At 68.0% G+C, this 21940-nt stretch carries 24 protein-coding genes and 1 pseudogene; 13 read left to right on the forward strand and 12 right to left on the reverse strand.

The genetic code is table 11. The annotated features are described in order from the left end of the window. Window positions 1-90: 90 nt before the first annotated feature. The 3 genes from OG734_RS44975 to OG734_RS44985 form a co-directional block, all read right to left on the reverse strand. Window positions 91-960 (reverse strand): alpha/beta fold hydrolase, encoded by an 870-nt coding sequence (locus tag OG734_RS44975; protein ID WP_330293150.1) that lies wholly within the window; start codon window positions 958-960, stop codon window positions 91-93. A 104-nt stretch (window positions 961-1064) separates the two neighbouring features. Continuing rightward, entirely contained in the window at window positions 1065-2069 is a 1005-nt protein-coding gene (locus OG734_RS44980; protein WP_330293151.1) for an NADP-dependent oxidoreductase, read from the reverse strand. Between the two features lie 330 nt (window positions 2070-2399). Next, entirely contained in the window at window positions 2400-3002 is a 603-nt protein-coding gene (locus OG734_RS44985; protein ID WP_330293152.1) for a TetR/AcrR family transcriptional regulator, read from the reverse strand. 384 nt (window positions 3003-3386) lie between these two features. Between OG734_RS44985 and OG734_RS44990 the strand changes: the two genes are divergently transcribed. From OG734_RS44990 to OG734_RS45000, 3 genes and pseudogenes are all read left to right on the forward strand, one after another. Beyond that, window positions 3387-4238 carry a class I SAM-dependent methyltransferase gene (locus tag OG734_RS44990; protein ID WP_330293153.1) on the forward strand — a complete coding sequence of 284 codons (852 nt, stop codon included), beginning with the start codon at window positions 3387-3389 and terminating at the stop codon, window positions 4236-4238. Window positions 4239-4368: 130 nt separating this feature from the next. Continuing rightward, window positions 4369-4497: pseudogene (locus tag OG734_RS44995) on the forward strand (N-acyl homoserine lactonase family protein); the annotation flags it as partial. A 459-nt stretch (window positions 4498-4956) separates the two neighbouring features. Continuing rightward, on the forward strand, window positions 4957-5823 hold the full coding sequence (locus OG734_RS45000) for an alpha/beta fold hydrolase (protein ID WP_330293154.1): 867 nt from the start codon (window positions 4957-4959) through the stop codon (window positions 5821-5823). 96 nt (window positions 5824-5919) lie between these two features. On the opposite strand, the gene OG734_RS45005 is transcribed toward OG734_RS45000, so the two are convergent. Next, the gene (locus OG734_RS45005; RefSeq protein ID WP_330293155.1) at window positions 5920-6492 is read right to left on the reverse strand and encodes a TetR/AcrR family transcriptional regulator; all 573 of its coding nucleotides are present in this window, start codon (window positions 6490-6492) and stop codon (window positions 5920-5922) included. 134 nt (window positions 6493-6626) lie between these two features. Then, complete coding sequence (locus OG734_RS45010) at window positions 6627-7094, reverse strand: winged helix-turn-helix transcriptional regulator (RefSeq protein ID WP_330293156.1); 468 nt, start codon at window positions 7092-7094, stop codon at window positions 6627-6629. Window positions 7095-7186: 92 nt separating this feature from the next. Between OG734_RS45010 and OG734_RS45015 the strand changes: the two genes are divergently transcribed. Further along, on the forward strand, window positions 7187-7687 hold the full coding sequence (locus OG734_RS45015) for a PaaI family thioesterase (protein WP_330293157.1): 501 nt from the start codon (window positions 7187-7189) through the stop codon (window positions 7685-7687). Window positions 7688-8026: 339 nt separating this feature from the next. On the opposite strand, the gene OG734_RS45020 is transcribed toward OG734_RS45015, so the two are convergent. Next, window positions 8027-9916: an AMP-binding protein gene (locus OG734_RS45020; RefSeq protein ID WP_330293158.1), complete on the reverse strand. Its 1890-nt coding sequence runs from the start codon at window positions 9914-9916 to the stop codon at window positions 8027-8029. A 182-nt stretch (window positions 9917-10098) separates the two neighbouring features. After that, entirely contained in the window at window positions 10099-10512 is a 414-nt protein-coding gene (locus tag OG734_RS45025; RefSeq protein ID WP_330293159.1) for an alpha/beta hydrolase, read from the reverse strand. Here OG734_RS45025 and OG734_RS45030 point away from each other — a divergent pair. From OG734_RS45030 to OG734_RS45045, 4 genes are all read left to right on the forward strand, one after another. Continuing rightward, complete coding sequence (locus tag OG734_RS45030) at window positions 10498-10656, forward strand: hypothetical protein (RefSeq protein ID WP_443065043.1); 159 nt, start codon at window positions 10498-10500, stop codon at window positions 10654-10656. The genes OG734_RS45025 and OG734_RS45030 overlap by 15 nt on opposite strands. Window positions 10657-10730: 74 nt before the next feature. Next, the gene (locus OG734_RS45035; protein ID WP_330293161.1) at window positions 10731-10874 is read left to right on the forward strand and encodes a hypothetical protein; all 144 of its coding nucleotides are present in this window, start codon (window positions 10731-10733) and stop codon (window positions 10872-10874) included. A 184-nt stretch (window positions 10875-11058) separates the two neighbouring features. Further along, window positions 11059-12291 carry an IS110 family transposase gene (locus tag OG734_RS45040; RefSeq protein WP_330288851.1) on the forward strand — a complete coding sequence of 411 codons (1233 nt, stop codon included), beginning with the start codon at window positions 11059-11061 and terminating at the stop codon, window positions 12289-12291. A gap of 11 nt (window positions 12292-12302) precedes the next feature. Next, window positions 12303-13232, forward strand: coding sequence for an enoyl-CoA hydratase/isomerase family protein (locus OG734_RS45045; protein WP_330293162.1), 930 nt, complete (start codon window positions 12303-12305; stop codon window positions 13230-13232). A 467-nt stretch (window positions 13233-13699) separates the two neighbouring features. On the opposite strand, the gene OG734_RS45050 is transcribed toward OG734_RS45045, so the two are convergent. After that, a complete protein-coding gene (locus OG734_RS45050) occupies window positions 13700-14713 on the reverse strand; it encodes an NADP-dependent oxidoreductase (RefSeq protein ID WP_330293163.1) in 1014 nt (337 codons plus the stop codon). 100 nt (window positions 14714-14813) lie between these two features. Between OG734_RS45050 and OG734_RS45055 the strand changes: the two genes are divergently transcribed. Both OG734_RS45055 and OG734_RS45060 read left to right on the forward strand, forming a co-directional pair. Next, entirely contained in the window at window positions 14814-15323 is a 510-nt protein-coding gene (locus OG734_RS45055; RefSeq protein WP_330293164.1) for a winged helix-turn-helix transcriptional regulator, read from the forward strand. Between the two features lie 54 nt (window positions 15324-15377). Continuing rightward, the gene (locus tag OG734_RS45060; protein WP_330293165.1) at window positions 15378-15641 is read left to right on the forward strand and encodes an alpha/beta fold hydrolase; all 264 of its coding nucleotides are present in this window, start codon (window positions 15378-15380) and stop codon (window positions 15639-15641) included. Window positions 15642-15808: 167 nt separating this feature from the next. Here OG734_RS45060 and OG734_RS45065 read toward each other — a convergent pair whose 3' ends face one another. From OG734_RS45065 to OG734_RS45075, 3 genes are all read right to left on the reverse strand, one after another. Then, window positions 15809-17260 (reverse strand): DHA2 family efflux MFS transporter permease subunit, encoded by a 1452-nt coding sequence (locus OG734_RS45065; RefSeq protein ID WP_330293166.1) that lies wholly within the window; start codon window positions 17258-17260, stop codon window positions 15809-15811. Between the two features lie 126 nt (window positions 17261-17386). Continuing rightward, window positions 17387-18085 carry an SDR family oxidoreductase gene (locus OG734_RS45070; protein WP_330293167.1) on the reverse strand — a complete coding sequence of 233 codons (699 nt, stop codon included), beginning with the start codon at window positions 18083-18085 and terminating at the stop codon, window positions 17387-17389. A gap of 185 nt (window positions 18086-18270) precedes the next feature. Further along, window positions 18271-18624: a zinc-binding dehydrogenase gene (locus OG734_RS45075; protein ID WP_330294019.1), complete on the reverse strand. Its 354-nt coding sequence runs from the start codon at window positions 18622-18624 to the stop codon at window positions 18271-18273. Window positions 18625-18932: 308 nt separating this feature from the next. Between OG734_RS45075 and OG734_RS45080 the strand changes: the two genes are divergently transcribed. From OG734_RS45080 to OG734_RS45090, 3 genes are all read left to right on the forward strand, one after another. Beyond that, complete coding sequence (locus tag OG734_RS45080; protein ID WP_330293168.1) at window positions 18933-19430, forward strand: winged helix-turn-helix transcriptional regulator; 498 nt, start codon at window positions 18933-18935, stop codon at window positions 19428-19430. A 114-nt stretch (window positions 19431-19544) separates the two neighbouring features. After that, window positions 19545-20078, forward strand: coding sequence for an SRPBCC family protein (locus OG734_RS45085; protein WP_330293169.1), 534 nt, complete (start codon window positions 19545-19547; stop codon window positions 20076-20078). Continuing rightward, entirely contained in the window at window positions 20078-21136 is a 1059-nt protein-coding gene (locus OG734_RS45090; RefSeq protein WP_330293170.1) for an LLM class flavin-dependent oxidoreductase, read from the forward strand. Before OG734_RS45085 ends, OG734_RS45090 begins: the two co-directional genes overlap by 1 nt. A gap of 109 nt (window positions 21137-21245) precedes the next feature. Here the strand turns inward: OG734_RS45090 and OG734_RS45095 are convergent, their stop codons facing one another. Then, complete coding sequence (locus OG734_RS45095) at window positions 21246-21875, reverse strand: TetR/AcrR family transcriptional regulator (RefSeq protein WP_330293171.1); 630 nt, start codon at window positions 21873-21875, stop codon at window positions 21246-21248. Between the last annotated feature and the right edge of the window lie 65 nt (window positions 21876-21940).

Raw genomic sequence — 21940 nt, forward strand, 5'->3', positions numbered from 1 at the left:
CGTGACCCTGTCGGAGGGCGGATCGCGCTGCTGAGCGCGGGTGTTGGCTCGGCGCCGTGGGGGACTCGTTCCCATGGCAGCCGCTCACGTTCAGGACTCGAGGAATTCAAGCGCCCTTGGCACGAATTCATCGTGGCACTGGAAGATTCCCCCGTGTCCAGCATCGGGGTAGAGGGGAACGAGTTCGCCCCGGGGCAGGCGTGCGGCCAGATCGCGTGTGTTCTGGCTGGGTACCATCCGGTCGTTCTCGCCGTTTGCCACGAGGACCGGTTGGCGAATGCCCGACAGGTCTGACGGTACCTGGCGGCCCCATTTCTTGATGGCCTTCAGCTGCGCACGGAACGACGGCAGCGAGATGTCTTTGTCGCGGTTGTGTGTGCGCTCCTTCAGCCGTTCAAGGAAGGCGCGTCCGGCCCGCTGGCTGTCTGCGGATTCCGTGAAGAAGAGCGAGAGCTTGGGGTCCTGGCGGGTCAGGGCGCCCTTGAGCGTGGCCTGGATGCTGAGTGCGGGGACCTTGTCGATGCCGGGGCCCCCGGCGGGGCCCGTGCCCGCGAGGATGACCTTGCGAACGAGGTGCGGTTCTTGTGCCACGATGACCTGGGCGATGAAGCCGCCCATCGACAGGCCGAACAGATCGACCTCGTCGAATCCGAGGGCACGGATGAACAGCACCGCGTCGCGGGCCATCGACTCGATCGTGTCCGGTGTGGAGCCGCTCGATCCGCCCACCCCGCGATTGTCGAAGGCGATGATCCGACGTCGCGCGGCGAGTCCGTCGACGACGCGTGGGTCCCAGTTGTCCAGGACCCCGGCCAGGTGAATCAGGAGGATCAGGGGTACGCCGTCCTCGGGGCCGAGTTCCCGGTAGGCGAATTTCTCGCCGTGAACGGACACGGAGCGGGTCGGCGCGTTCTCGTACGACGACGTCGAGGGGGACGGGGAATTGCGCGGGGAACTCATGGTCAGGTCCTTCTGTAGCGGGTTTCAGGGCGCTTTTCGCTGCCTCGGACGGTGTTGTTCGGGCGCTGAATGAGGGAACTTGACGGCCCGGCAGGACTGTTCGCTCACGACATCTTGATGACGACCTTGCCGGCCTTCGCGTGCCCGGCCTCGAGGTATTCCAGCGCTTCGCGGGTCGACTCGAACGGGAACACGGTGTCGACGACGGGTCGGATCTTGCCGTCGTCGATGAGCGGGGTCAGCTCGCGCAGCTGGTCCCCACTGGCCTTCATGAACAGGAACGAGTACGTCACGTTGCGGCGCCGCGCGCGTCGTCGGACCCGGAAGCTCAGCGCGGACATCACCAGCCGGATGACCGGATTGGCTCCCAGCTCCTTGCCCAAAGCGGCGTCGGGAGGGCCCGCGACACTGATGACCTTCCCGCCGGGCTTGACCACGTCCAGGGACTTCAGAAGCGTCTCGCCGCCGAGCGAGTCCAGGACGACGTCATAGTCGCGCAGCACTGTCTCGAACGCCTGCTTCTTGTAGTCGACGACGACGTCCGCGCCCAGGCGCTTCACCAGGTCGACGTTGGCGGTGCTCGTGGTGGTCGCCACGTGCGCGCCCAACTCCTTCGCCAGCTGGATGGCTATGGTGCCCAGGCCGCCGGAACCGGCGTGGATGAGGACCTTCTGACCAGGCCGAATGCGTGCCCGTTCGACCAGTACCTGCCACGAGGTCAGCGCGACCAGGGGAAGGGACGCCGCCTCCTCCATGGTCAGGGTGGTCGGCTTGATCGCGACGTCGTCCTGGTGCACCGCGATGAGTTCGGCAAAGGTGCCGATGCGGTTCTTGTCGGGCCGCGCGAAGACCTCGTCGCCCACGGCGAACCGCGTGACGGCTGTACCCACTTCGACGACGATTCCGGCCAGGTCGTTGCCCAGGACGAAGGGGACCTTGTACGGCAGGATCGCCTTCATCTCGCCGTCCCGGATCATGCGGTCGAGCGGGTTGATGCTCGCGGCCTGGATGTAAACCAGCACGTCGTCCGCGCCCACCTCCGGGTCCGGAATTTCGCCGGCACGCACGCCGGCCTTGTCGCCGTAGCGCTCTACCGTGAAGGCCCTCATCGTCGTCTCCATGTCTCGTCCGCAGGCGAACGGGGGTGCTGTTGGTACTGGTGGGCTACCCCGGTTATTGTGCGGTGATTTGTGATGCTATCTAGGTTTTTATGCAAGGGGTTTTGGGGGATGCGGGGCTCTCGACCCTGGGTGTCGACGAGGGTTGGGTGCTCTCGGTGATGGGCGAGGGTGGGGGGTGAGAGTCATTGAAGTATGTTCATAATGTTATGAGGTAAGGCGGCGGACCGCAAGTGGGCCCGCTGTCTCGGGGTTGGCGTGGTGTGACGCCCAGGGGTAACCGGGCGGCCTCCTGGTGTGGATGCGCGTACTACGGGTGACTCAGTTGGGGATCCTCGCGTGCTCATGCTCGACGCCCAGCAGTGCGAGGGCGTTGTGGATGCCCTGCTCCAGGAGTTCGTCGGCGAGACGCCTGTCGGCGAGGGCGCGGGAGAGCTGCAGCGTCCCCGCCATCATGGCGTAGGCGCTGAGTGACTTGGTTCGGGCCGAGAGCGGATCGTCGGGTGCCAGGCGGGCGGCGATGCCGTCGATGACCATCAGTACGCCGTCCGTGTAAGCCTGCTTGGTCGAGTCTGTGCAGCGCCGGATCTCGTCGAGCAGGGCGGCGGAGGGGCAGTCGTCGTCCGAGCTGTCGCGGTGCCGGGCGGACAGGTACCACCGCACGATCTGCTCGAGTCCGGCGCGGCCGGGTGCCGCCTGCGCGACGATGTTCGCGTTCTGTGCGTGTAGTTGATCGGCGACCGCGGTGGCCACGAGGTCGTCCTTCGATGTGAAGTGGGTGTAGAAGGCGCCGTTGGTCAGCCCCGCGTCCTTCATGAGCGCCGAGATGCCCGAGCTGTCGATGCCGTCCCGCTTGAACCGGCGCCCGGCCGCCTTGATGATCCGCTGCCTGGTCGCCTGCTTGTGCTCTGTCCCGTATCGCACTGCACGCTCCTTCGTTCCTCGGAGGGATTGCTCGCTCTCAGCGGTCTCCCTCCCTACATTGTATTGTGAACATAATGTGATGACTCCGGGGTGTCGGCATCTGTCCGGTCGGCAGTTGGGTGTCATGTCGGGCGGCTTCACGCCCCTTGGTGTGGGTCGTCTTGTTGTCGACTCGGCGGCGGCCGGAAATGTGCCGCCGCATGCGGTCGGTTGCGGGGGCCCGCACACGCCCCACCGCCCCTTTATATTATGATGCTAATTTAACTGTTGAGGTTCGACCCGGTCATCGGCCGGCCCATCACCAAGTGAGCGGCCGACGGCCGGGGCGCACGAACCCGACTCCACTCATCAGGCCCCTTGGAATCGGTCATCTAAGCTGGCGCGGTGACTGATGAGCAGGAGCGGGTGCAGCCGTCGGGAGTGTGGGCCACGGCGGTGGGGGTGGCCAGGGTGCGGGCGCTGGAGAGCGAGCGGGAGAACGCGCTGTTCCGCGACCCACTGGCACAGGCCTTCGCCACCGCCGGCGGCCTGGAGCCCTCCTCGCCGCCGCTGACGGGTGACGAGGCCGCGCGACGCCGCCGGATGGGCGTGGCGTTCTCCATCGTCATCAGGACGAAGTTCCTCGACGACCTGTTGCAGGAGGCCTCCGCGTCCGGGGTCCGGCAGGTCGTGCTGCTCGGTGCCGGCATGGACAGCAGAGCCTTCCGGATGGACTGGCCCGAGGGCACCCGGCTGTTCGAGGTCGACACCGCCGCCCCACTGGAGTTCAAGGCTTCGGTGCTGCGCCAGGAGCGGGCCGTCGCACGCTGCGAGCGGGTCACCGTCGCGGTGGATCTGCGTGAGGACTGGCCCGGCGCGCTGGCCGCCGCAGGACACGACCCGGCGATGCCGACCGTGTGGATCGCCGAAGGACTGCTGATCTATTTGCCCGAGGATGCGGTGGAGCTGCTGCTGGCCCGGATCAGCGCGCAGTCGGCGGCAGGCAGTCGGATGGGGCTGACGTTGGGATCGCGCGGCGTGATCGAGCGCTTCGGCGTGGACGCCGTGCCGGGATCGGCGGCGTCCATGTGGGTCTCGGAGATGCCCGACGACCCGGTGGGCTGGCTGGCCGGGCACGGCTGGGAGGCCGGCAGCCACACCCTGCGCGAGCGCGCTGCCGCCTACGGCCGCCCGATCAGCACCCCGCCGCAGCGCGAGGAGCAGCCCGGGGGACTGATCTCGGCGGTCCGCCGGTAGAGCGCCTCCAGGTTCCCTGGGTGATTGATTCCAGGGGACCTGGTGAGTGGAGTCAGGTTCGTGCGCCCCGGCCGCCGGGGGCATGACCGGCCGGCCGGTGTGGTCGTTGTGCCAGATGGCGGCGGTGAGCGCTGGCGAGACCGAGATCTGGCCGGGCGTCTGGATCATTCCGACACCCGGGCACACCCCAGGACATCAGTCTCTGGTCCTTCGGCAGGGCGACGGCACCGTGATCCTCGCCGGCCAGGCACACGACTTCCCGCCACGGCCCCTTCTTCCCAGTCGGGCGCATCGGTGTCCCTACAGCTCCGGATTCACTTGATGGCACAGGCCCCAGGGGATTTACCCGTGCACCCTTCGGCGACCTCCGCGCGCTCTCGATTCGGCCCTCGGGGCTCGGCAAGCGGTCAGGGGGCGCAGATGAGCGGCGGCGTGGTCGCAGCGCCGATCGTCCCAGGCCGTGTCCACAGCGCTTCGGCCAGGATCTGTATCTCGTTCGGCTTGTCGGCTTGTGGCTTCATGCAATTACGGTCATACTGTAATAGTCGACATGATGCCGAGGGACTCAACCGCTCAGGGTTCCTATGCCCGCGGCCATTGACCGTCGACCCCGCGGACTGCAGCCGCAGCCGGGACGCAGGTGACTGCTCTGCGCCTTTCCCCTCCAAGGAAGAGGGGTCGACGCCCTCGCAGAAACCCCATGCCGAAGGGCACGACCGTGAACGACTCACAGGAAGTACGAGGCGACGTCGTGACGTCGTACAAGAACGCGCAGACCCGCACCATCACCGCCGGGGGAGTGACTTTCTCCTACCGTGAGCTCGGTCCCCGGTCCGGTGTCCCGGTGGTCTTTCTCAACCATCTCTACGGGGTCCTGGACAACTGGGACCCGCGGGTCGTCGACGGCATCGCCGCCAAGCGCCGGGTCATCACGTTCGACAACAGAGGTGTCGGCACTTCCACCGGTTCGCCCCCGCGCACCATCCAGGAGATGGCGAAGGATGCCGTCACCTTCATCCGGGCTCTCGGGCTGGAGCGCGTCGACATCCACGGCTTCTCGATGGGCGGCATGATCGCCCAGGTGATCGTGCAGACCGACCCGCAGCTCGTCCGCAAGCTGATCCTCAGCGGCACCGGTCCTGCGGGTGGCGAGGGCATCAAGAACGTGACGGTGCTGTCCCACCTCGACACCGCCCGGGCCCTGCTCACCTTCCAGGACCCGAAGCAGTTCCTCTTCTTCACCCGCACCGCGGGCGGGCGTCGGGCCGGCAAGGAGTTCCTGGCCCGCCTGAAGGAGCGGACTGTCGACCGGGACAAGGCGATGTCCCCCATTGCGTACAACAACCAGCTCAAGGCCATTCACCGCTGGGGCCTGGAGAAGCCACAGGATCTCTCAGTCGTCCGCCAGCCCGTGCTCGTCGCAAACGGTGACGCCGACAGGATGGTCCCGTCGAAGAACTCTGCCGACCTGGCGCGACGACTGCCGAACGCCGAGTTGGTGATCTACCCCGACGCCGGGCACGGTGGCATCTTCCAGTTCCACCAGCAGTTCGTGGAGACTGCTCTCGAGTTTCTCGAACGGTAGTACGCGTGAAGGATGGTCGTCGCTTCGGTTGAGGACGTTGCTTCAGAGCCGCGATGCCCTTTGGGCGGGCGGCTCGAAGCACCCGTTGAAGGCCCCTCACCTCATGAATGCGAGACCGTTCTCGATTCCCTGCTCAAGGACCTCATCGGCGAACTTTCCCTCCGAGAGGGCGCGGGACAGTTGCAATGTCCCCACCATCATGGTGAAGAGCCCGATGGCCTTACCTCGAGCCGACTTGGGATCCTCAGGCGTCAAGCGGGCGGCGATCTCGTCCACGACGTTCCGCGTGCCGTCGGTGTAGGCCTGCTTGGTCCCGTCGTCGCAGCGGCCGATCTCGTCGAGCAGGGCGGCGGAAGGGCATCCGAGGCCGGGGTGGTCCCGATGTTTGGGCGACAGATACTCGCGAATGAGGTCCTCGAGTCCCGCGCGGCCGGGCCGCAGGGTGTCGTACTTCGCGACCTGCGTGCGCAGTTCGTCGGCCACGACATGGGCGACCAGGTCGTCCTTGGAGGCGAAGTGGGCGTAGAAGGCTCCATTGGTGAGCCCTGCATCCGACATCAGCGTGGAGATGCCCGAGCCGTCTATGCCGTCCTGCTTGAACCGGTGGCCGGCCTTCTCGATGATGCGCTGCCGCGTCACCTGCTTGTGCTCCTTGGCGTAACGCACCACGAGCTTCCTCCATTCGCTCCGTCAGACCGTTGCCTCGTATCCAAGCGTAATACATGGCCTGACATGTGTAATATTATGATTGACATGTGTTTTCGCTGCTGATCTGTGGTCGTGCGGACCGAGAGGTCGTTGACTCACGTCCATGGGCGGGCGCCTGTTCCCGGGCGGGCGGTGACTTCCGCGGGGGTGAGGGTGGTGTGTTCGGTGGAGCATTCGACGACGACGCGGACCGGGGTGTCGCAATCGGTGTGGCGGATGTCCAGTACCGGCCCTTCGGGGCCGAGTGCGTACGTTTCGCCCCACTGGGTGAGTGCCATGAGGACCGGCCACAGGTCCCAGCCTTTTCGGGTCAGGCGGTATTCGTTGCGGGGGCGGCTGCCGGGTTCCTGGTAGGGGGCGGTCTTGAGGATGCCGGCCGTGGTCAGCTTGCGGAGGCGGTTGCTGAGGACGGCTTCCGAGAGGCCGAGGTGGCGGTGGAAGTCGTCGAAGCGGCGGACTCCGTTGACAGCGTCACGCAGGATCAGCAGTGTCCATTTCTCCCCGATCACGTCGAGCGTGCGCTGGACGGGGCAGTTCTCCGTGCTCGTCTCAAGCCACTCCATGGCGCCATCGTAAGGGTCTGCCTTCGCCATTGACAGTCAGATGACAGGGAGGCTAGCTTCACTTGAAAAAGTCAGAGGGAAGGCGTTCGGCCGTGGGACGGACACGTACGTATCAATGGGAAGATCCCGCGATCCTGGCGGAGGCCGCCGGGCGCATGGCCGGTATCGACTTCCTGCGCGAGCTGCAGGCGGGGCGACTGCCGGGCCCGCCCATCAACTACTCCGTGGACTTCACCCTGGATGAGGTGGAGCCCGGGCGGGCGGTCTTCTCCCTGACGCCGGGGGAGGAGCACTACAACCCGATCGGCAGCGTGCACGGCGGAATCTTCGCCACCCTGCTCGACTCGGCGGCGGGGTGCGCAGTCCAGTCAGTCCTCCCGCAGGGCACGGCGTACACCTCGCTCGATCTGACGGTGAAGTTCCTGCGACGGATCACCGTGGAGACGGGCACGGTGCGCGCCATCGGCACGGTCGTCAGCAAGGGCCGCCAAACCGCCCTCGCCCAGGCCCAGTTGGTCGACGCCAAGGACCGCCTGCTCGCCCACGCCACCAGCAGCTGCATGCTCTTCCCGGCGCCGCCCTCCCAAGGTTGACGCAAGCGGCGACCAGTGCCTGTGCAGTGATGCCGGACTCCTTCGCACTCGGCGCAGAACGCCGAGTGCGAAGTGAAACTGCTGCGGCGCACGTCGGTGGCGGCCCCTGATTGCTCGGGTTGCCGGGCCGTCGTGCGCCGCAGCTGTGTCGAGGCGCCCGAAGTCGGTGGTTCCCTCGGGCTCCGGGCTGCCCTTTGTCCGGCAGTGCGGGTGGGGTAGCTGGCGGTTGCGCTGCCGCCGTAGAAGGTGTCGGGGCCGGGGGTGTTCAGGGGCGTGCCGGTGCGTGTGCGCTCGACGACGTCGGGGTTGGCGAGGCCTCAAGGAGCGGCGGGCGACCCTTCACGGCGTGTGACCAGTACGGCGGAGCACAGGGCGCAGGACCTCGATGACGCCGGCGTCGTCCACCGTGGAGGGGATGGGTTCGTCCTGGCCGTCCGCGATGCCGCGCATCGTCTTGCGCAGGATCTTTCCCGAGCGGGTCTTGGGCAGAGCGGCCACGACCGCGACGTCCTTGAGGGAGGCGACGGCGCCGATGCGTTCGCGTACGAGCTGGACAAGTTCGGCCTCGACCTCGCCCGGTTCGCGGTCGACGCCGGCCTTCAGGACGACGAAGCCGCGCGGTACCTGCCCCTTCAGCGCGTCGGCGACGCCGATGACCGCGCATTCGGCCACGTCGGGATGGGCGGCCAGGGCCTCTTCCATGCTGCCGGTGGACAGCCGGTGTCCGGCGACATTGATGACGTCGTCGGTGCGGCCCATGACGAAGACGTAGCCGTCGTCGTCGATGTGGCCGCTGTCGCCGGTGAGGTAGTAGCCGTCGTAGGCGGAGAGATATGAGGCGACGTAGCGGTCGTCGTCCTGCCAGAGAGTGGGGAGTGCGCCGGGGGGCAGGGGCAGCTTCACGACGATCGCACCGTCGACGCCAGGGGGCACCGGCTCGCCCGAGGCGTCGAGGACGCGTACGTCCCATCCCGGCAGCGGGAGGGTGGGAGACCCGGGCTTGAGGGGGGCCGTCTCGATGCCCACGGGGTTGGCGACGATGGGCCAGCCGGTCTCGGTCTGCCACCAGTGGTCGATCACCGGGATGCCCAGCAGAGCGCTCGCCCAGTGATAGGTCTCGGGGTCGAGGCGCTCGCCGGCGAGGAAGAGATGGCGCAGGCCGGTCAGGTCGTACTCCGCGGTGAGCGTTCCCTTTGGGTCCTCCTTGCGGATGGCCCGGAAGGCGGTGGGCGCCGTGAACATGGTCTTGACCCGGTGCTCGGCGGCCACGCGCCAGAACTGGCCCGCGTCCGGGGTGCCGACCGGTTTGCCTTCGTACAGGACCGTCGTGGCGCCGGCCAGCAGGGGCGCGTAGACGATGTACGAGTGCCCGACGACCCAGCCGACGTCCGAGCCGGTGAACATTGTCTCGCCCGGGCCAACGTCGTAGACGGCACCCATCGACCAGTGCAAGGCGACCGCGTAGCCGCCGCAGTCACGCACAACTCCCTTGGGTTTTCCGGTCGTTCCCGACGTGTAGAGGATGTAGAGGGGGTCCGTGGCGGGCACGGGAACGCAGGCGGCCGGGGGTGCGACGGCGACCAGGTCGGCCCAGTCGAGATCGTCGGGCCCCAACTCCGCCTGTTCCTGCGGGCGTTGCAGGATCACACTCTTCTCCGGCTTGTGGACCGCGAGTTCGATCGCCCGGTCGAGCAGGGGCTTGTACGCGATGACACGCTTGCCCTCGATGCCGCAGGAGGCGGAGACGACCACCTTGGGGGCCGCGTCATCGATACGGAGGGCGAGTTCGCGTGGGGCGAACCCGCCGAAGACGACCGAGTGGACCGCGCCGATGCGTGCGCAGGCCAGCATCGCGACGGCGGCTTCGGGGACCATCGGCATGTAGATGACCACGCGGTCGCCGTGCCCCACGCCGAGCTGTGCGAGTGCTCCGGCGAAGGCCGCCACCTCGTCCCTCAGCTGCGTGTACGTGTACGTGCGCCGGGTGCCGGTCACGGGTGAGTCGTGGACGAGCGCGGGCTGTTCACCGCGGCCGGCTTCGACGTGCCGGTCGAGCGCGTTGAAGCAGACGTTGAGCCGCCCGTCGGGAAACCAGCGATAGAAGGGTGCGCCCGAGGAGTCCAGGGCGTGTCGCGGAGTGACATCCCAGTCGATGCCCTCGGCCGCCTTCAGCCAGAAGCTCTCCGGGTCCTTGGTACTGGCGCGGAAGACATCCTCGTACGTTCCCATCGCGCACTCCTTTGTGACATCAAGGGACGGTGGTGTTGATACGTGCGGAACAGTGTCGGACACAAGTACCGCATGCGGGCCGGGACGGTCGAGCGGGATGCCGGAGACCGTGGACCGGGCGCCGGCATCGCGGTGGTGCGGCGGCCTGGTCGGCAGGACCCGCTCTCAGGTGCAGCCCCTGCTTACGCGCCGAGGTGCTTGCGGAGCCACTGGCCCATCTGCCCGATGGCCTGGTCCACCTCGGGGACGCGCCCCGCGCCCAGGACGAACGAGTGCTGCCCCTCGGGCATCGAGTGGACCTCGGAGGTGACCTTGAAGTCCGCGAGGCGGCGTCCGAGCTGCGCGCCGTCGTCCGAGAGGGTCTCGTACTCGCCGTAGTAGACGATCCTGGGCGGCAGTCCGGTCAGGTCGGCGTTCGCGATGCTGATCTCGGGCGAGCTGATGCTCCCGAGCCACCCGGGAACGAACGCCGCAGGTACGGAAACCAGTCGCAGGAGTGGGCCTGCGCCGCCCGTGACAGCGACGCCGTGGCCGCCGATAAGCTCGTGGAGGCGCTCCGCGCCCTGTGTCAGGATCTTGAGGTGCCCACACCTCAAGCCCATGGCATCGACAACGACGACTGGTTCCGCCTGTCGCCCCTCATGGCCGAGCAGGCGTTCGCGTCCGGATCTCCGGCCAACAACCCCGTCGTACCCACCGTGGACGAGATCCAGGATCTCTACGCACAGATCTACGCCTGACACCCGGCGAGTGAGGAACGTGATGGCCACGCAGCCAGATCCGCGCGGACGACGAGGTGACGAGATGACGACCCATGACTGATCCCAGTGCGGTCGGGATTCTCGCCGACGTCCACCGGGGCGTCGGCCGCATCCTGCTGAACCGGCCCAAGGCACTCAACGCCCTAATGGGAGCTGCCGGGTCGGAGAGACTCGGTGCCGTAGCCGCCGACAGGTGAGCACTCACAAGCCCGGAAGCATCCGACTTCTGTGGTCAGACCGTGCCCCTGCCGGTCGGCCGGAAGGCCAGACCGCTGATGGGGTGGCGTGCCCGCCGAGCAGAGCGTGAGCACTGGATCCATTAGGGAGCGTGCCGCGTCTTCCGCAGGCTGCCCGAGTGAACTACCTGACCGGGAGGGCGAGTTGATTCTCATCGGCGACGACTGGGCCGAGGACCACCACGATGTCGAGGTCCAGGACGCGACCGGCCGCAAACTGGCCGCCGCGAGACTGCCCGAGGGCGTGGAGGGCATCACCAAGCTTCACGAACTCATCGCGAGGCACGGCGGCGACGACCTCGATGCCACCGATGTGATCGTCGGCATCGAGACCGACCGCGGCCCCTGGGTACAGGCCCTGCTCGCCTCCGGCTACCAGGTCTACGCCCTCAACCCCCGGCAGGCCGCGCGGTTCAAGGAGCGGTACGGCACCTCCGGCGCCAAGAGCGACAAGGGTGACGCGCATGCGCTGGCCGACATGGTCCGCATCGACCGCGACCAGCTGCGGCCGGTCGCCGGGGACAGCGAACAGGCCCAGGCCGTCAAGGTCGTCGCCCGCGCCCACCAGACCCTCATCTGGGAACGCACCCGTACCTTCCAGCGGCTGCGCAACACGCTGCGCGAGTACTTTCCCGCCGCCCTGAACGCTTACGCGGACCTGGAACTGACCAGCCCGGACGCACTGGAGCTACTGATCAAGGCGCCTACACCCGCCGCAGCGGCGAAGCTGACCTGCGCGCAGATCACCGTCGTCCTGGCCCGCTACCGCCGACACAACCGGAGCGCCAAGGCCGCCACGATCCAGACCGCGATGCGCGAGCAGCACCTCGGCCTGCCTGAGCCGGTGACCGCGGCCTACGCGGCCACCGCCACCGCCCACGCGAAGCTGCTGGTCGCCCTGAACGAGCAGATAACCGAGCTGGAAGCGCAGGTGAAGGCGCATTTTCTCGCGCACCCGGACGCTGAGATCTACCTCTCGATGCCCGGCATCGGGGTGATCACCGGCGCGCGGGTGCTCGCCGAGTTCGGGGACGACCCCGCCCGCTACGCGTCCGCCAAGGCACGCAAGAACTACGCCGGCACCAGCCCCGTCACCCGCGCCTCCGGCAAGAGCCACACCGTCCAGGCCCGCTACATCCGCAACAACCGGCTCGCCGACGCCCTCCAGCGTCAGGCGTTCTCCGCCCTGCGCGCCTCACCCGGCGCCCGCCACTACTACGACAAGCAGCGCGCCCGCGAGGCCGGCTACAACCCCGCCCTACGCCAGGTCGGCAACCGCCTCGTCGGCATCCTCCACGGCTGCCTCAAGACCCGAACCTTCTACGACGAAGCGACCGCCTGGTCGCACCACGCACACCCCGAACCCCATGCAGCTTGACACCAAACGACATGGGGTGTCTGACCACAGGGATGGTCGCCGCCATCGACCGTGTGCTCGCCGCGTGGGAGCACATACCGTTGTCCGCCGTGGTGATCGCCAGCACCAGCGCGAAGGCGTTCTGCGCAGGTGGAGACATCCGCACGATCCGTGAGCACAGCCTCGCCGGGGACGCCGAGGCCAGCGAGCGGTTCTTCGCCTCCGAGTACCGGCTCAACGCCCGGATCGCCGAGTATCCCGTCCCGGTCGTGTCGCTCATCGACGGCCTGTGCATGGGCGGCGGCCTCGGTCTGTCCGTCCACGGCAGCTTCCGCGTCGTCACCGAGCGCGCGGTGCTGGCGATGCCCGAGACCGGGATCGGGTTCTTCCCGGACGTCGGAGCCAGCTACTTCCTGCCGAGGCTGCCCGGCGCGATCGGCATGTACCTGGGACTGACCGGGCACAGGCTGGACGCAGCCGACGCCCTGTACACGGGGCTGGCCACGCACTTCGTCCCCGCGGACGGGCTCGATGCGGTCGGGGATGCCCTGGCCGACAGCCCCGACGACCCGGTGGACGTGGTGCTGAACCGCCTTGCCGGCCACTCCCCGGTGGCCGAGAGCGGGCTGGCGGAGGTACGCGGAGACGTGGACCGGGCGTTCGGCGCGCCGAGCCTCGGCGAGATCGAGAAGCGCCTGCGCCGCCTCGACACCCCTTGGGCGGCGTCCGCGCTGGCAGCCCTGGAGGCCGCCTCGCCGCAGAGCCTGGAGATCACCCACGCCCTGCTCGCCCGAGGCAGGCAGCACACGTTGCGCGAGTGCCTCGGCACCGAACTCGCCCTCACGCGCACGACCGTCCGTACGCCGGACTTCCTGGAGGGCGTCCGGGCGGCCCTGGTCGACAAGGACCGAACTCCCAACTGGCAACGGGCGTCGCTCGGCGGACGGACGCCGCCGGTCTGAGGATGTCCGCCGTCAGCAGGACATCGCCTTGAGCAAGGGTTCGGTCGTACAGAAGGGGCGCCGGGTCAACGAGACGGAAGCGCCGGTCCCCGCAGACTGCCGCGGCAGACGTTCGGCCATGCTGTCCACGACAGCCGGGCCGCCGTCGGTGCAAGCCTGTCTGGCCGCGTCCGTACCGCGTCCGATCCCGTCGACCACGGCGACAGAACACGACGGTCGTCGAGGTTGCCGCGTCCTGGTACGCGCGTTGGCGGGGAACGATCTGCCGGAGTTCGGCGCGGCCGGGTACAGCCTGTACGGCCGTCTGGGGCCGTGCCTCGCGCTGTGCCGCGAACATGTGGCGTGTGGAATGGCACCGAGACGCCTGCATCGGCGGCTTTCCGTGGCCATGTCGTCAGTGGGTCGCCGACGGTGTCGTCGCCCCTCCGGTGACCGTGCCGGAGGGAGGGGCGGGGGCCGGGACGGTCTCAGTCGTTGTCGGGCACCATGGAGACCACGACCTTGCCGGCCTTGGTGCGGCCCTGCTCGACGTGCGCCATCGCCTCGAGTGTCTGGTCGAACGGGAAGGTGCTGTCGATGACCGGGCGGAGTTTCCCGCTGTCGTAGAGGGCACCGAGTTTGCGCAGCTGGGAGCCGTTGGCCTGCATGAAGAAGAACTGGTAGCGCACGCCCAGCGCCTTGGCCTGCTTACGGATCTTGCGGCTGAGGGTGTTCATGACCAGGCCCATGAACGAGGGGGCGCCGAGCTGCTTGGCGAACCCGGCGTCGGGCGGGCCGACGACACTGATGGCCAGGCCGCCGGGCTTCAGCACTGTCAGGGACTTCTCGAGGTTCGCCCCGCCCAGGGAGTCCAGCACCAGGTCGTAGCCGGACAGCACCTTTGAGAAGTCCTCCTTGGTGTAGTCGACTACGACGTCGGCGCCGAGGCTCCTGACCAGCTTCTCGGTCTTGGTGTCCGTGGTCGTCGCCACTGTGGCGCCGAGGTGTTTGGCGAGCTGGATGACCGTCGAGCCGAGGCCACCGGCACCGGCGTGGATGAGCACCTTCTGGCCCGGCTGCACATGGGCACGGTCGACAAGGATCTGCCAGGCGGCCAGGGCCACCAGCGGCACCGCAGCTGCCTCCTGGAGGGTGAGTGAGGCGGGCTTGGGTGCGACGTCGTCCACGTCGATCGCGATGTACTCCGCGAAGCCTCCCACCCGCAGGTCGCGCGGACGGGCGTAGACCTCGTCGCCGACTTCGAGGCCGTGTACGGCGGAGCCGACCCGGGTCACGACGCCGGCCACGTCGTGGCCGAGCACGAACGGACGCTTGTACTTCAGGAGCTGCTTGAACTCCCCGTTGCGGACCATTTTGTCCAGCGGGTTGATGCTGGCGGCGCTCACTCTGACCAGGACGTCACGGTCCCCGACGGTGGGCTCGGGTACCTCTGCGGCGCGCGCGCCGTCCTTGCCGTACTTCTCGACGATGAATGCCTTCATGTCGGCTGCCCTTCTCGCGTGCGACCGGGTTGATGTGCTGGTCACGAAGCTACTTTCTGAGTATAGGAAAGTAAACTTAGGTGAGGTTACAATCACTCCCATGGATGCGAGGACCGAAGCTCTTCAGGACATCGGCATGGACCCCCGTCTCGACCGGGACATGTCGAACTGCTCGATCGCCCGGACCCTTGAGGTCGTGGGCGAGAAGTGGACGATCCTGATCCTGCGCGAGGTCTGGTACGGCTCATCCCGCTTCAACGACTTCGAACGCGTCCTCGGCTGTCCTCGCAACCTTCTCGCGGCACGGCTTCGGATGCTCGTCGAGGAAGGGATCCTGGCCACCGAGACCTACAAGGAACCGGGCTCGCGGAGCCGGCCGAAGTACGTGATCACGCCCAAGGGCGTGGATCTGGTCCCGGCTGTGATGGGGCTTTTGCGGTGGGGTGACCGCTACCGCGCCGATCCGGAAGGCCCGGCCGTACTGACCCGGCACCGCGGTTGCGGCGCGCACGTCGACGCGGAGATCCGCTGCGAACAGGGGCACGCCGTGCGCGCGGAGGACATAGAGAGCGTCCCTGGCCCCGCCTTTCGTATGAGGTCCGCCGAGTGAGCTGAGCACGGCCGCGCGGGTGCTCTGCGTGCGAGGCTCGACGACTACCGGGCCATGGACGAGGACGTGGCTCTCGATGACATCGACGCCGCCGAGGGTCGCCGTCTCACCATGCCGGTGCTGGCGCTGTGGGGTTCCGCAGGGCTGCCTGCCCGCCTGCCCACGCTGGAGATCTGGCAGGCCTACGCGAACGACGTCACCGTTGCCGAGATCCCGGAGTGCGGTCACTTCATCCCGGATGAGCAGCCAGAGGCGCTACTGGCGCATCTGCGGCCGTTCCTGGCAGGCAAAGCCAACCAGGTGAGCACCCCACGGTGACGGAAGTGGCGCCCTTCATCAGTCGGTCGAGCGCCGGCCCTGGGCGCGCTGTTCGAGGGTCTCGACCAGGGTGTGCTGACCGACCGCACGGCGACCGAACCCGGAAGGCAGGACAGACCGGGGGGCGGCCCCGCCGAAACCGGCTGGGCCGCGCCCTCTGTACGGGCTCAGGTCGCGACCGGGACCCCGGCCGTCGGATCTTCGGCGGCAAGTCCGGCAGCCGGGCCGTCGGCCTTGCGCTGCCAGGGCATCAGCAAGGCCAGGGCAGCGGCCAGGGCCACCGCACCCGCCCCGACCCAGAGGGCAGGGACCAGCCCGTCCACGAACATAGAGGCGGATCCGTAGCCGCCCTGGGCGGAGAAGACCGCGGCCAGCGACGCGACGCCGATGGCGCCGCCGACCTCACGGATCGCGTTGTTGGCGCCGGAGGCGATGCCCTGTTCCTCGGGGCGGACGGTGCTCATGACGAGGTTGGCGCTGGGCGCGAAGAACATGCCCATGCCGATTCCGCAGACGATCAGAGCGGGCAGCAGGTGCGTGTACGACACCTGCGGCTCGACGGCCAGCGCCCAGAGCCCGAGGCCCACCGCGTTCAGGGCCATGCCCACCGTGACGACAGGAGCGCCGCCGATGCGGTCGGACAGTGCTCCGGCCAGTGGTCCGGCGATCATGGGCATGGCGGTCCAGGGCAGCATCCGCACGCCGGCCTCCATGGGTGAGTAGCCGCCCACGGTCTGGAGGTACTGGCTGAGCAGGAAGATCGACCCGAACATGCCCAGCAACATCAGCAGGCTGGCGGCGTTGATGGCGCTGAAGGAGCGGTGGCGGAACAGGCGCATCGGCAGCATCGGGTGCTTGGCGCGCAGTTCGTACAGGACGAAGCCGACGAGCAGGGCGGTACCGGCGAAGAAGCCGCCCAGCACCGTGGTGCTGCTCCAGCCGTCGGCGTTGCCGCGCACCAGGGAGTAGACGATGCCGAACAGGCCGCCGCTGGCCAGGACTGTTCCGACGAGGTCGAGGCTTGGGTTCGGGCCGTGGCTCTCGTCCAGCCGCAGCAGGGCGAGCGGGATCAGCGCCATGCCGAGCGGGACGTTGACCCAGAAGATCCACTGCCAGGAGAGATGCTCGGTGAGCGTGCCGCCGATGAGGGGTCCGGTGGCGACGGCTATGCCGCTGGCCGCGCCCCAGACACCCAGGGCCGCGCCGCGCCGTTCGGCGGGGACGGCGGCCGCCAGCAGGGTGAGCGTCAGGGGCGTCACGATCGCGGCTCCGACGCCCTGCGCCGCACGGGCGGCGATCAGTTCACCCATTCCCGGTGCGAGTGCGGCCGCGGCGGAGGCGGCCGTGAAGATGCCGAGCCCGATGGCGAACAGTCTCCGGCGGCCGAAGCGGTCGCCGAGGGAGGCGCCGAACATGAGCAGGACCGCGAAGGTGAGTGTGTAGGCGCTCACCGTCCATTCGAGGTCTTCGAGCCCGCCACCGAGGTCCTCGCGGATGGAGGGGAGGGCGGTGGTGACGATCAGGTTGTCGAGCGCGGTGATGAATCCGGCCATGCTGGTGATGGCCACGGCCCAGAAGGCGCTGCCGCCCCGAGCCGGTTGCTTGCGTTGCTGTTTCATGGTGCTCCCTGCGCAGACGTACTGGGCGACGGATCAATGGACGTGGATGCCGCGGGCGACGGCATGGCGTGCGGCAGCGAGCACCGGCATCGACTCGGCTCGGTGCGGATTCTCGGGCGGCTGTCCTTAGGGGAGCTGCGGGTAGAGCACGGAGACGCCTCCGGCCAGTGCGGCCTGGGCCTGGCGGGCGGCGTCGTCCGCGAGGATCTCGTAGGCGCCGGCGGCGATGCCGTCGATGGCGATCCGGGCGATGTCGGCGGGGTCGGACTTGGCCGAGGTGACGGCCCGGACCATATCGGTGTCCATGTAGCCGACGTGCAGGCCGGCCACTCGAATGCCTCGGTCGGCGAGCTGCACGCGCAGGGCGTTGGTGAGCGACCACTCCGCGGACTTGGCGGCGCAGTAGGCACCGAACTCCGGGAAGCTGACCCAGGACAGGCCGGACAGGATGTTCAGGATCGCGCCGCCGCCGTTGGCCGCGATCTGGGGTGCGAAGGCGCGGGTCACCGACAGGGTGCCGAGGAAGTGGGTGTCCATCTCCAGGCGGATGTCGTCCAGGTCGGCGGTGAGCAGGTCCGCGCCGGTGGACGACCCCGCGTTGTTGACCAGGACAGTCACATCGCCGGTGGCCTTGGCGGCGGCCGCCACGGAGGCGGGGTCGGTGATGTCGAGCGCGATCGGCTTGGCGCCGGGCAGGTCGACCTGGTCGGGGTTGCGGGCGCCGGCGTAGACGGTGGCGCCGCGGCTCAGCAGTTCGGCGGCGAGGGCCCGGCCGAAGCCTCGATTGGCTCCGGTGACAAGGGCGGTGCTGGCAGAGAGGTCCATGGAGGGTCCCGGTGAGATAGGCCATTGAAGTATGGTCGTAATTTTAAGTGGGTCGAGTCCGTGAGCGCAAGCGCTCAGCGTGGAAAGTGCGTCCCCGTTCCTGGTGGGCCGACCGTGCCCACGAGCGCGAAAGAGGCCTGCCGTACGCACGGCAGGCCCCTGTCACGGTCCGGGCGAAGGTGGGCTCAGAGCTTGACGATCATCTTTCCGATGTTCTCGCCGCGCATCATCGCGAAGAAGGCGTCCAGGGTGTTGTCGAGGCCCTCCCGCACCGTCTCGCGGTAGCGGAGCTTGCCCTCGGCGAGCCAGCCGCCGACCTCGCGGACGAAGTCCGGCTGGATGTCCAGTTCCTCGCTGAACATGAACGACAGGATGTCCGAACGCGTCACCAATAGGTTCCGCAGGTTGCGCGGCCCCACGACCTTCTCGTCGTTGTGCTGGGAGACCATCCCGCACGGGACGACGCGAGCGTGCAGCTTGAGTGCGCCGATCGCCGCCTGCAGGTGATCGCCCCCGACGTTGCCGAAGAAGACGTCGATGCCGTTCTTGTTGTTGACGCCGCGTCGTAGCCGTACTCCTCGACCAGCAGTTTGAGGCTCGTCCCGTCAGGTATGGGTGAGGGACAGCGACAGCAGGCCGGTGTTGTCGGCGGAGGTGTTCAACGGCCGGCTGTTGTCGCTTTGTTGACCGTCCAGCGGGACGGCGACACAGGTATGCGGCTGTTGTCGGCCGGCTCGGCCGCTTGCTGAAGCGCTCATTCGTTATTTACGGAACGCAAGACATCACGCACACCGGTCGCCGCTGTACCTGCTGGGTCTCACGACTGGACGAACCTATGCTGGCTGCCATGAGGCGGACATCCTTTGCGCAGTGGCCCTGCTCGATCGCGCGGACCATGGATCTGCTCGGTGACTGGTGGACGCCCTTGGTGCTGCGTGAGGCGTTCTACGGGATCCGGCGGTTCGACGCGTTCCAGGACTCGCTGGGGATCGCCCGCAACACGCTGACGGACCGGCTGCGGCGACTGGTGGAGGAAGGGCTGCTGGAGAAGCGGCCGTACCAGACGGAGCCGGTTCGGTACGACTACGTGCTCACCGACATGGGGCGCGACTTCTACGGCGTGCTGCTGGTGATGAACCGGTGGGGAGACCGCTGGCTGGCCGGTGAGGCGGGTCCGCCGGTGGCCATGCACCACGATGTGTGCGGCCAGGAGACCCATGCCGAGGTGGTGTGTGCCGCCTGCGGCGAGCCGATGACCGCGGACAACACGCGTGCCAGGATCGGCCCCGGCTATCCACCGCAGCTGGCCGAGCGGCCGGATGTGCGGGAGCGTTTCGCGGGCTGACCCAAGAGGTCTGTGGCGGCTGCGCTCTCCCTTGACAAGTAAGTCTATCTACGCAACTTTACTGCTCAGTGCCCGGATGAGGGTTATCGCTACAGGCAGGGAGGCCGCAGGATCATGGAGTGGACGGGCGCGTGCTACGCGGACAAGCCGTCGGTTGAGGTCCATACCTGGATTGCCGCCCCGCCGGCACGGGTCTGGGCCCTGGTCGCCGACATCGAGCTGATGCCGCGCTGGAGCTCCGAGTTGCAGTCGGTCGAGTGGCTGGACGGCGGGAGTGACCCTGCTCCGGGAGCCCGCTTCATCGGCCGGAGCAAGCATGAGGCGTTCGGGGAGTGGGCCACCACGTCCCACATCGTCGAGTACGAGCCGTCACGGACGCTCGCCTGGGCGGTCGAGGATCCGCAGCACCCGTCGGCGATCTGGCGGTTCACGTTGGCGCCGCAGGACGGCGGCACTCTGCTCAGGCAGTGGATGCAGATGGGGCCGGGCCGCTCGGGCCTGTCCTTCGCCATCGATCGCATGCCGGAGAAGGAGCAGAAGATCGTCTTCGTACGTATGCGGGAGTTCGAGGCCAACATGACGATCACCCTCGAAGAGATCAAGAAGGTGGCCGAAGGTGCCGGGGCCTCGGGCGAGGCGAGCCTCTGATGCGCACCTCGACCACGATCGAAGCCTCCGGAGCCGACTGGCGGGAGATCGTCGACTACGTCACCGAGGCGGAGAAAATCGGTCTGGACATCTGCTGGGTGGCGGAGGCGTGGGGTTCCGAGGCGCCCTCGCCGTTGGGCTATCTCGCCGCGAAGACCGAGCGCATGCTTCTCGGATCCGGGATCATCCAGCTCGGTACCCGCACGCCGATGGCCATCGCCCGCGCCGCGATCACTTTGTCGCAGATTTCCCAGGGGCGCTTCCTGCTCGGACTGGGCCCTTCCGGACCGCAGGTGATCGAAGGACTCCATGGCGTGCCCTTCGCCCGGCCGCTGTCACGAATGCGCGAGACCGTCGAGATCGTGCGCCAGGCCGCCTCGGGCGAGAAGATCTCCTATTCCGGGCGGGAGTTCCGGATTCCGCTGCCCGGCGAGGCGAAGCCCATGCGTCTGTCGATGCGCGCCGAGTTCGACATCCCCGTCTACCTGGCGACCCTTTCGCCGAAGATGCTGCACCTGACCGGTGAGATCGCCGACGGCTGGCTGGGCACCAGTTTCGTGCCCGAGGGCGCCAAGGAGGCGTACTTCGACCACCTGGACCAGGGCCTGGCCGCCGCCGGTCGCACCCGCGCCGAGCTCGACATCTGTCAGGGCGCCGAAGTCGCCTTCGCGGACGACGAGGACGCACTGCGCGCGATGGTGGCCGGACGCAGGAAGGAACTGGCCTTCAGCCTCGGTGGCATGGGTTCCACGACCACGAACTTCTACAACAACGCCTACAGTCGCCAGGGTTGGGCCGAGGTGGCGGCCGAGGTCCGGACCCGCTGGCAGGCCGGTGACCGAGATGGCGCGGCCGACCTGGTCACCGACGAGATGGTCCTCGGGACCACGCTGATCGGCACCGAGGACATGGTGCGCGAGCGGCTGCGCGTGTGGCGTGACGCCGGTGTCGACACCGTTCGCTTCTATCCCGCCGGAGAGTCTCTCGACGCCCGACTCGCCACCCTGGGCCGGGCCATCGACCTGGTTCGCGACATCGAGGACGAGGCGGCAGAGTAGCGACAGGCCATGGCCGCCGGGGCGGGCAGCCAACTGCCGACGCCGTCCATCAGGCCGCCGGGGCGGGCAGCCAACTGCCGACGCCGTCCATCAGGCCGCCGGGGGCAGGTCAACCGCGGGCGCTGATGCCATCGGCAGCCAGGCCCGACATCAGCAGAGTGATCGCATGGAACGTCCTGTTCAGGGCATCCTCCCGATCCGCCGCCGCGGCGATGATCTGGTTGCCCTCGCACAGCCCGGCCAACAGCAACCGGGCGACAGTGGCGACGGGAACGTCCGGTTGCAGGTCACCGCGTTCGGCCAGCACGGCCAGCAGCCGTTCGATCGGCGGCTGGGCGACGGTGTCGTTGATGTGCCGGTACTGATCCCCCAGGACCGAGGGTGCCTGGGCCATCAGCTCACGGTGCAGGGGGTCGTCGATGGTCCGACGCAGGAACGCGTGCGTGAGGCCGGTCACCGCGGTCATGGCGGGCTGGTCCGGTGTCGCGCGGATCGCCTCGGACGTTGTGTCTCCCAGGACGCCGACCTGCTGAATCAGCTCCGTGTAGAGCTCGGCGAACATCGCTTTCTTGTCCTGGAAGTGGTGGTAAAAGGTGCCCTTGCTCACCAGCGCCGCCCCGGTGATGGCCTCCACCGACGTCTTCGCGAACCCGTTGTCCACAAACAGCTTCCGCGCGGCCGCCACCAGGTCCGCCCGGGTCTGCTCCGCATACATCTGTCGTCGGTTTGGCCCTCGCATGCGCACCATCGTATATTCGATGACCTGGAGTCAGTGAATGACTCCTGGTCAGTCGATGGTCGCGT

The organism is Streptomyces sp. NBC_00576 (assembly GCF_036345175.1).
Taxonomy (GTDB): domain Bacteria; phylum Actinomycetota; class Actinomycetes; order Streptomycetales; family Streptomycetaceae; genus Streptomyces.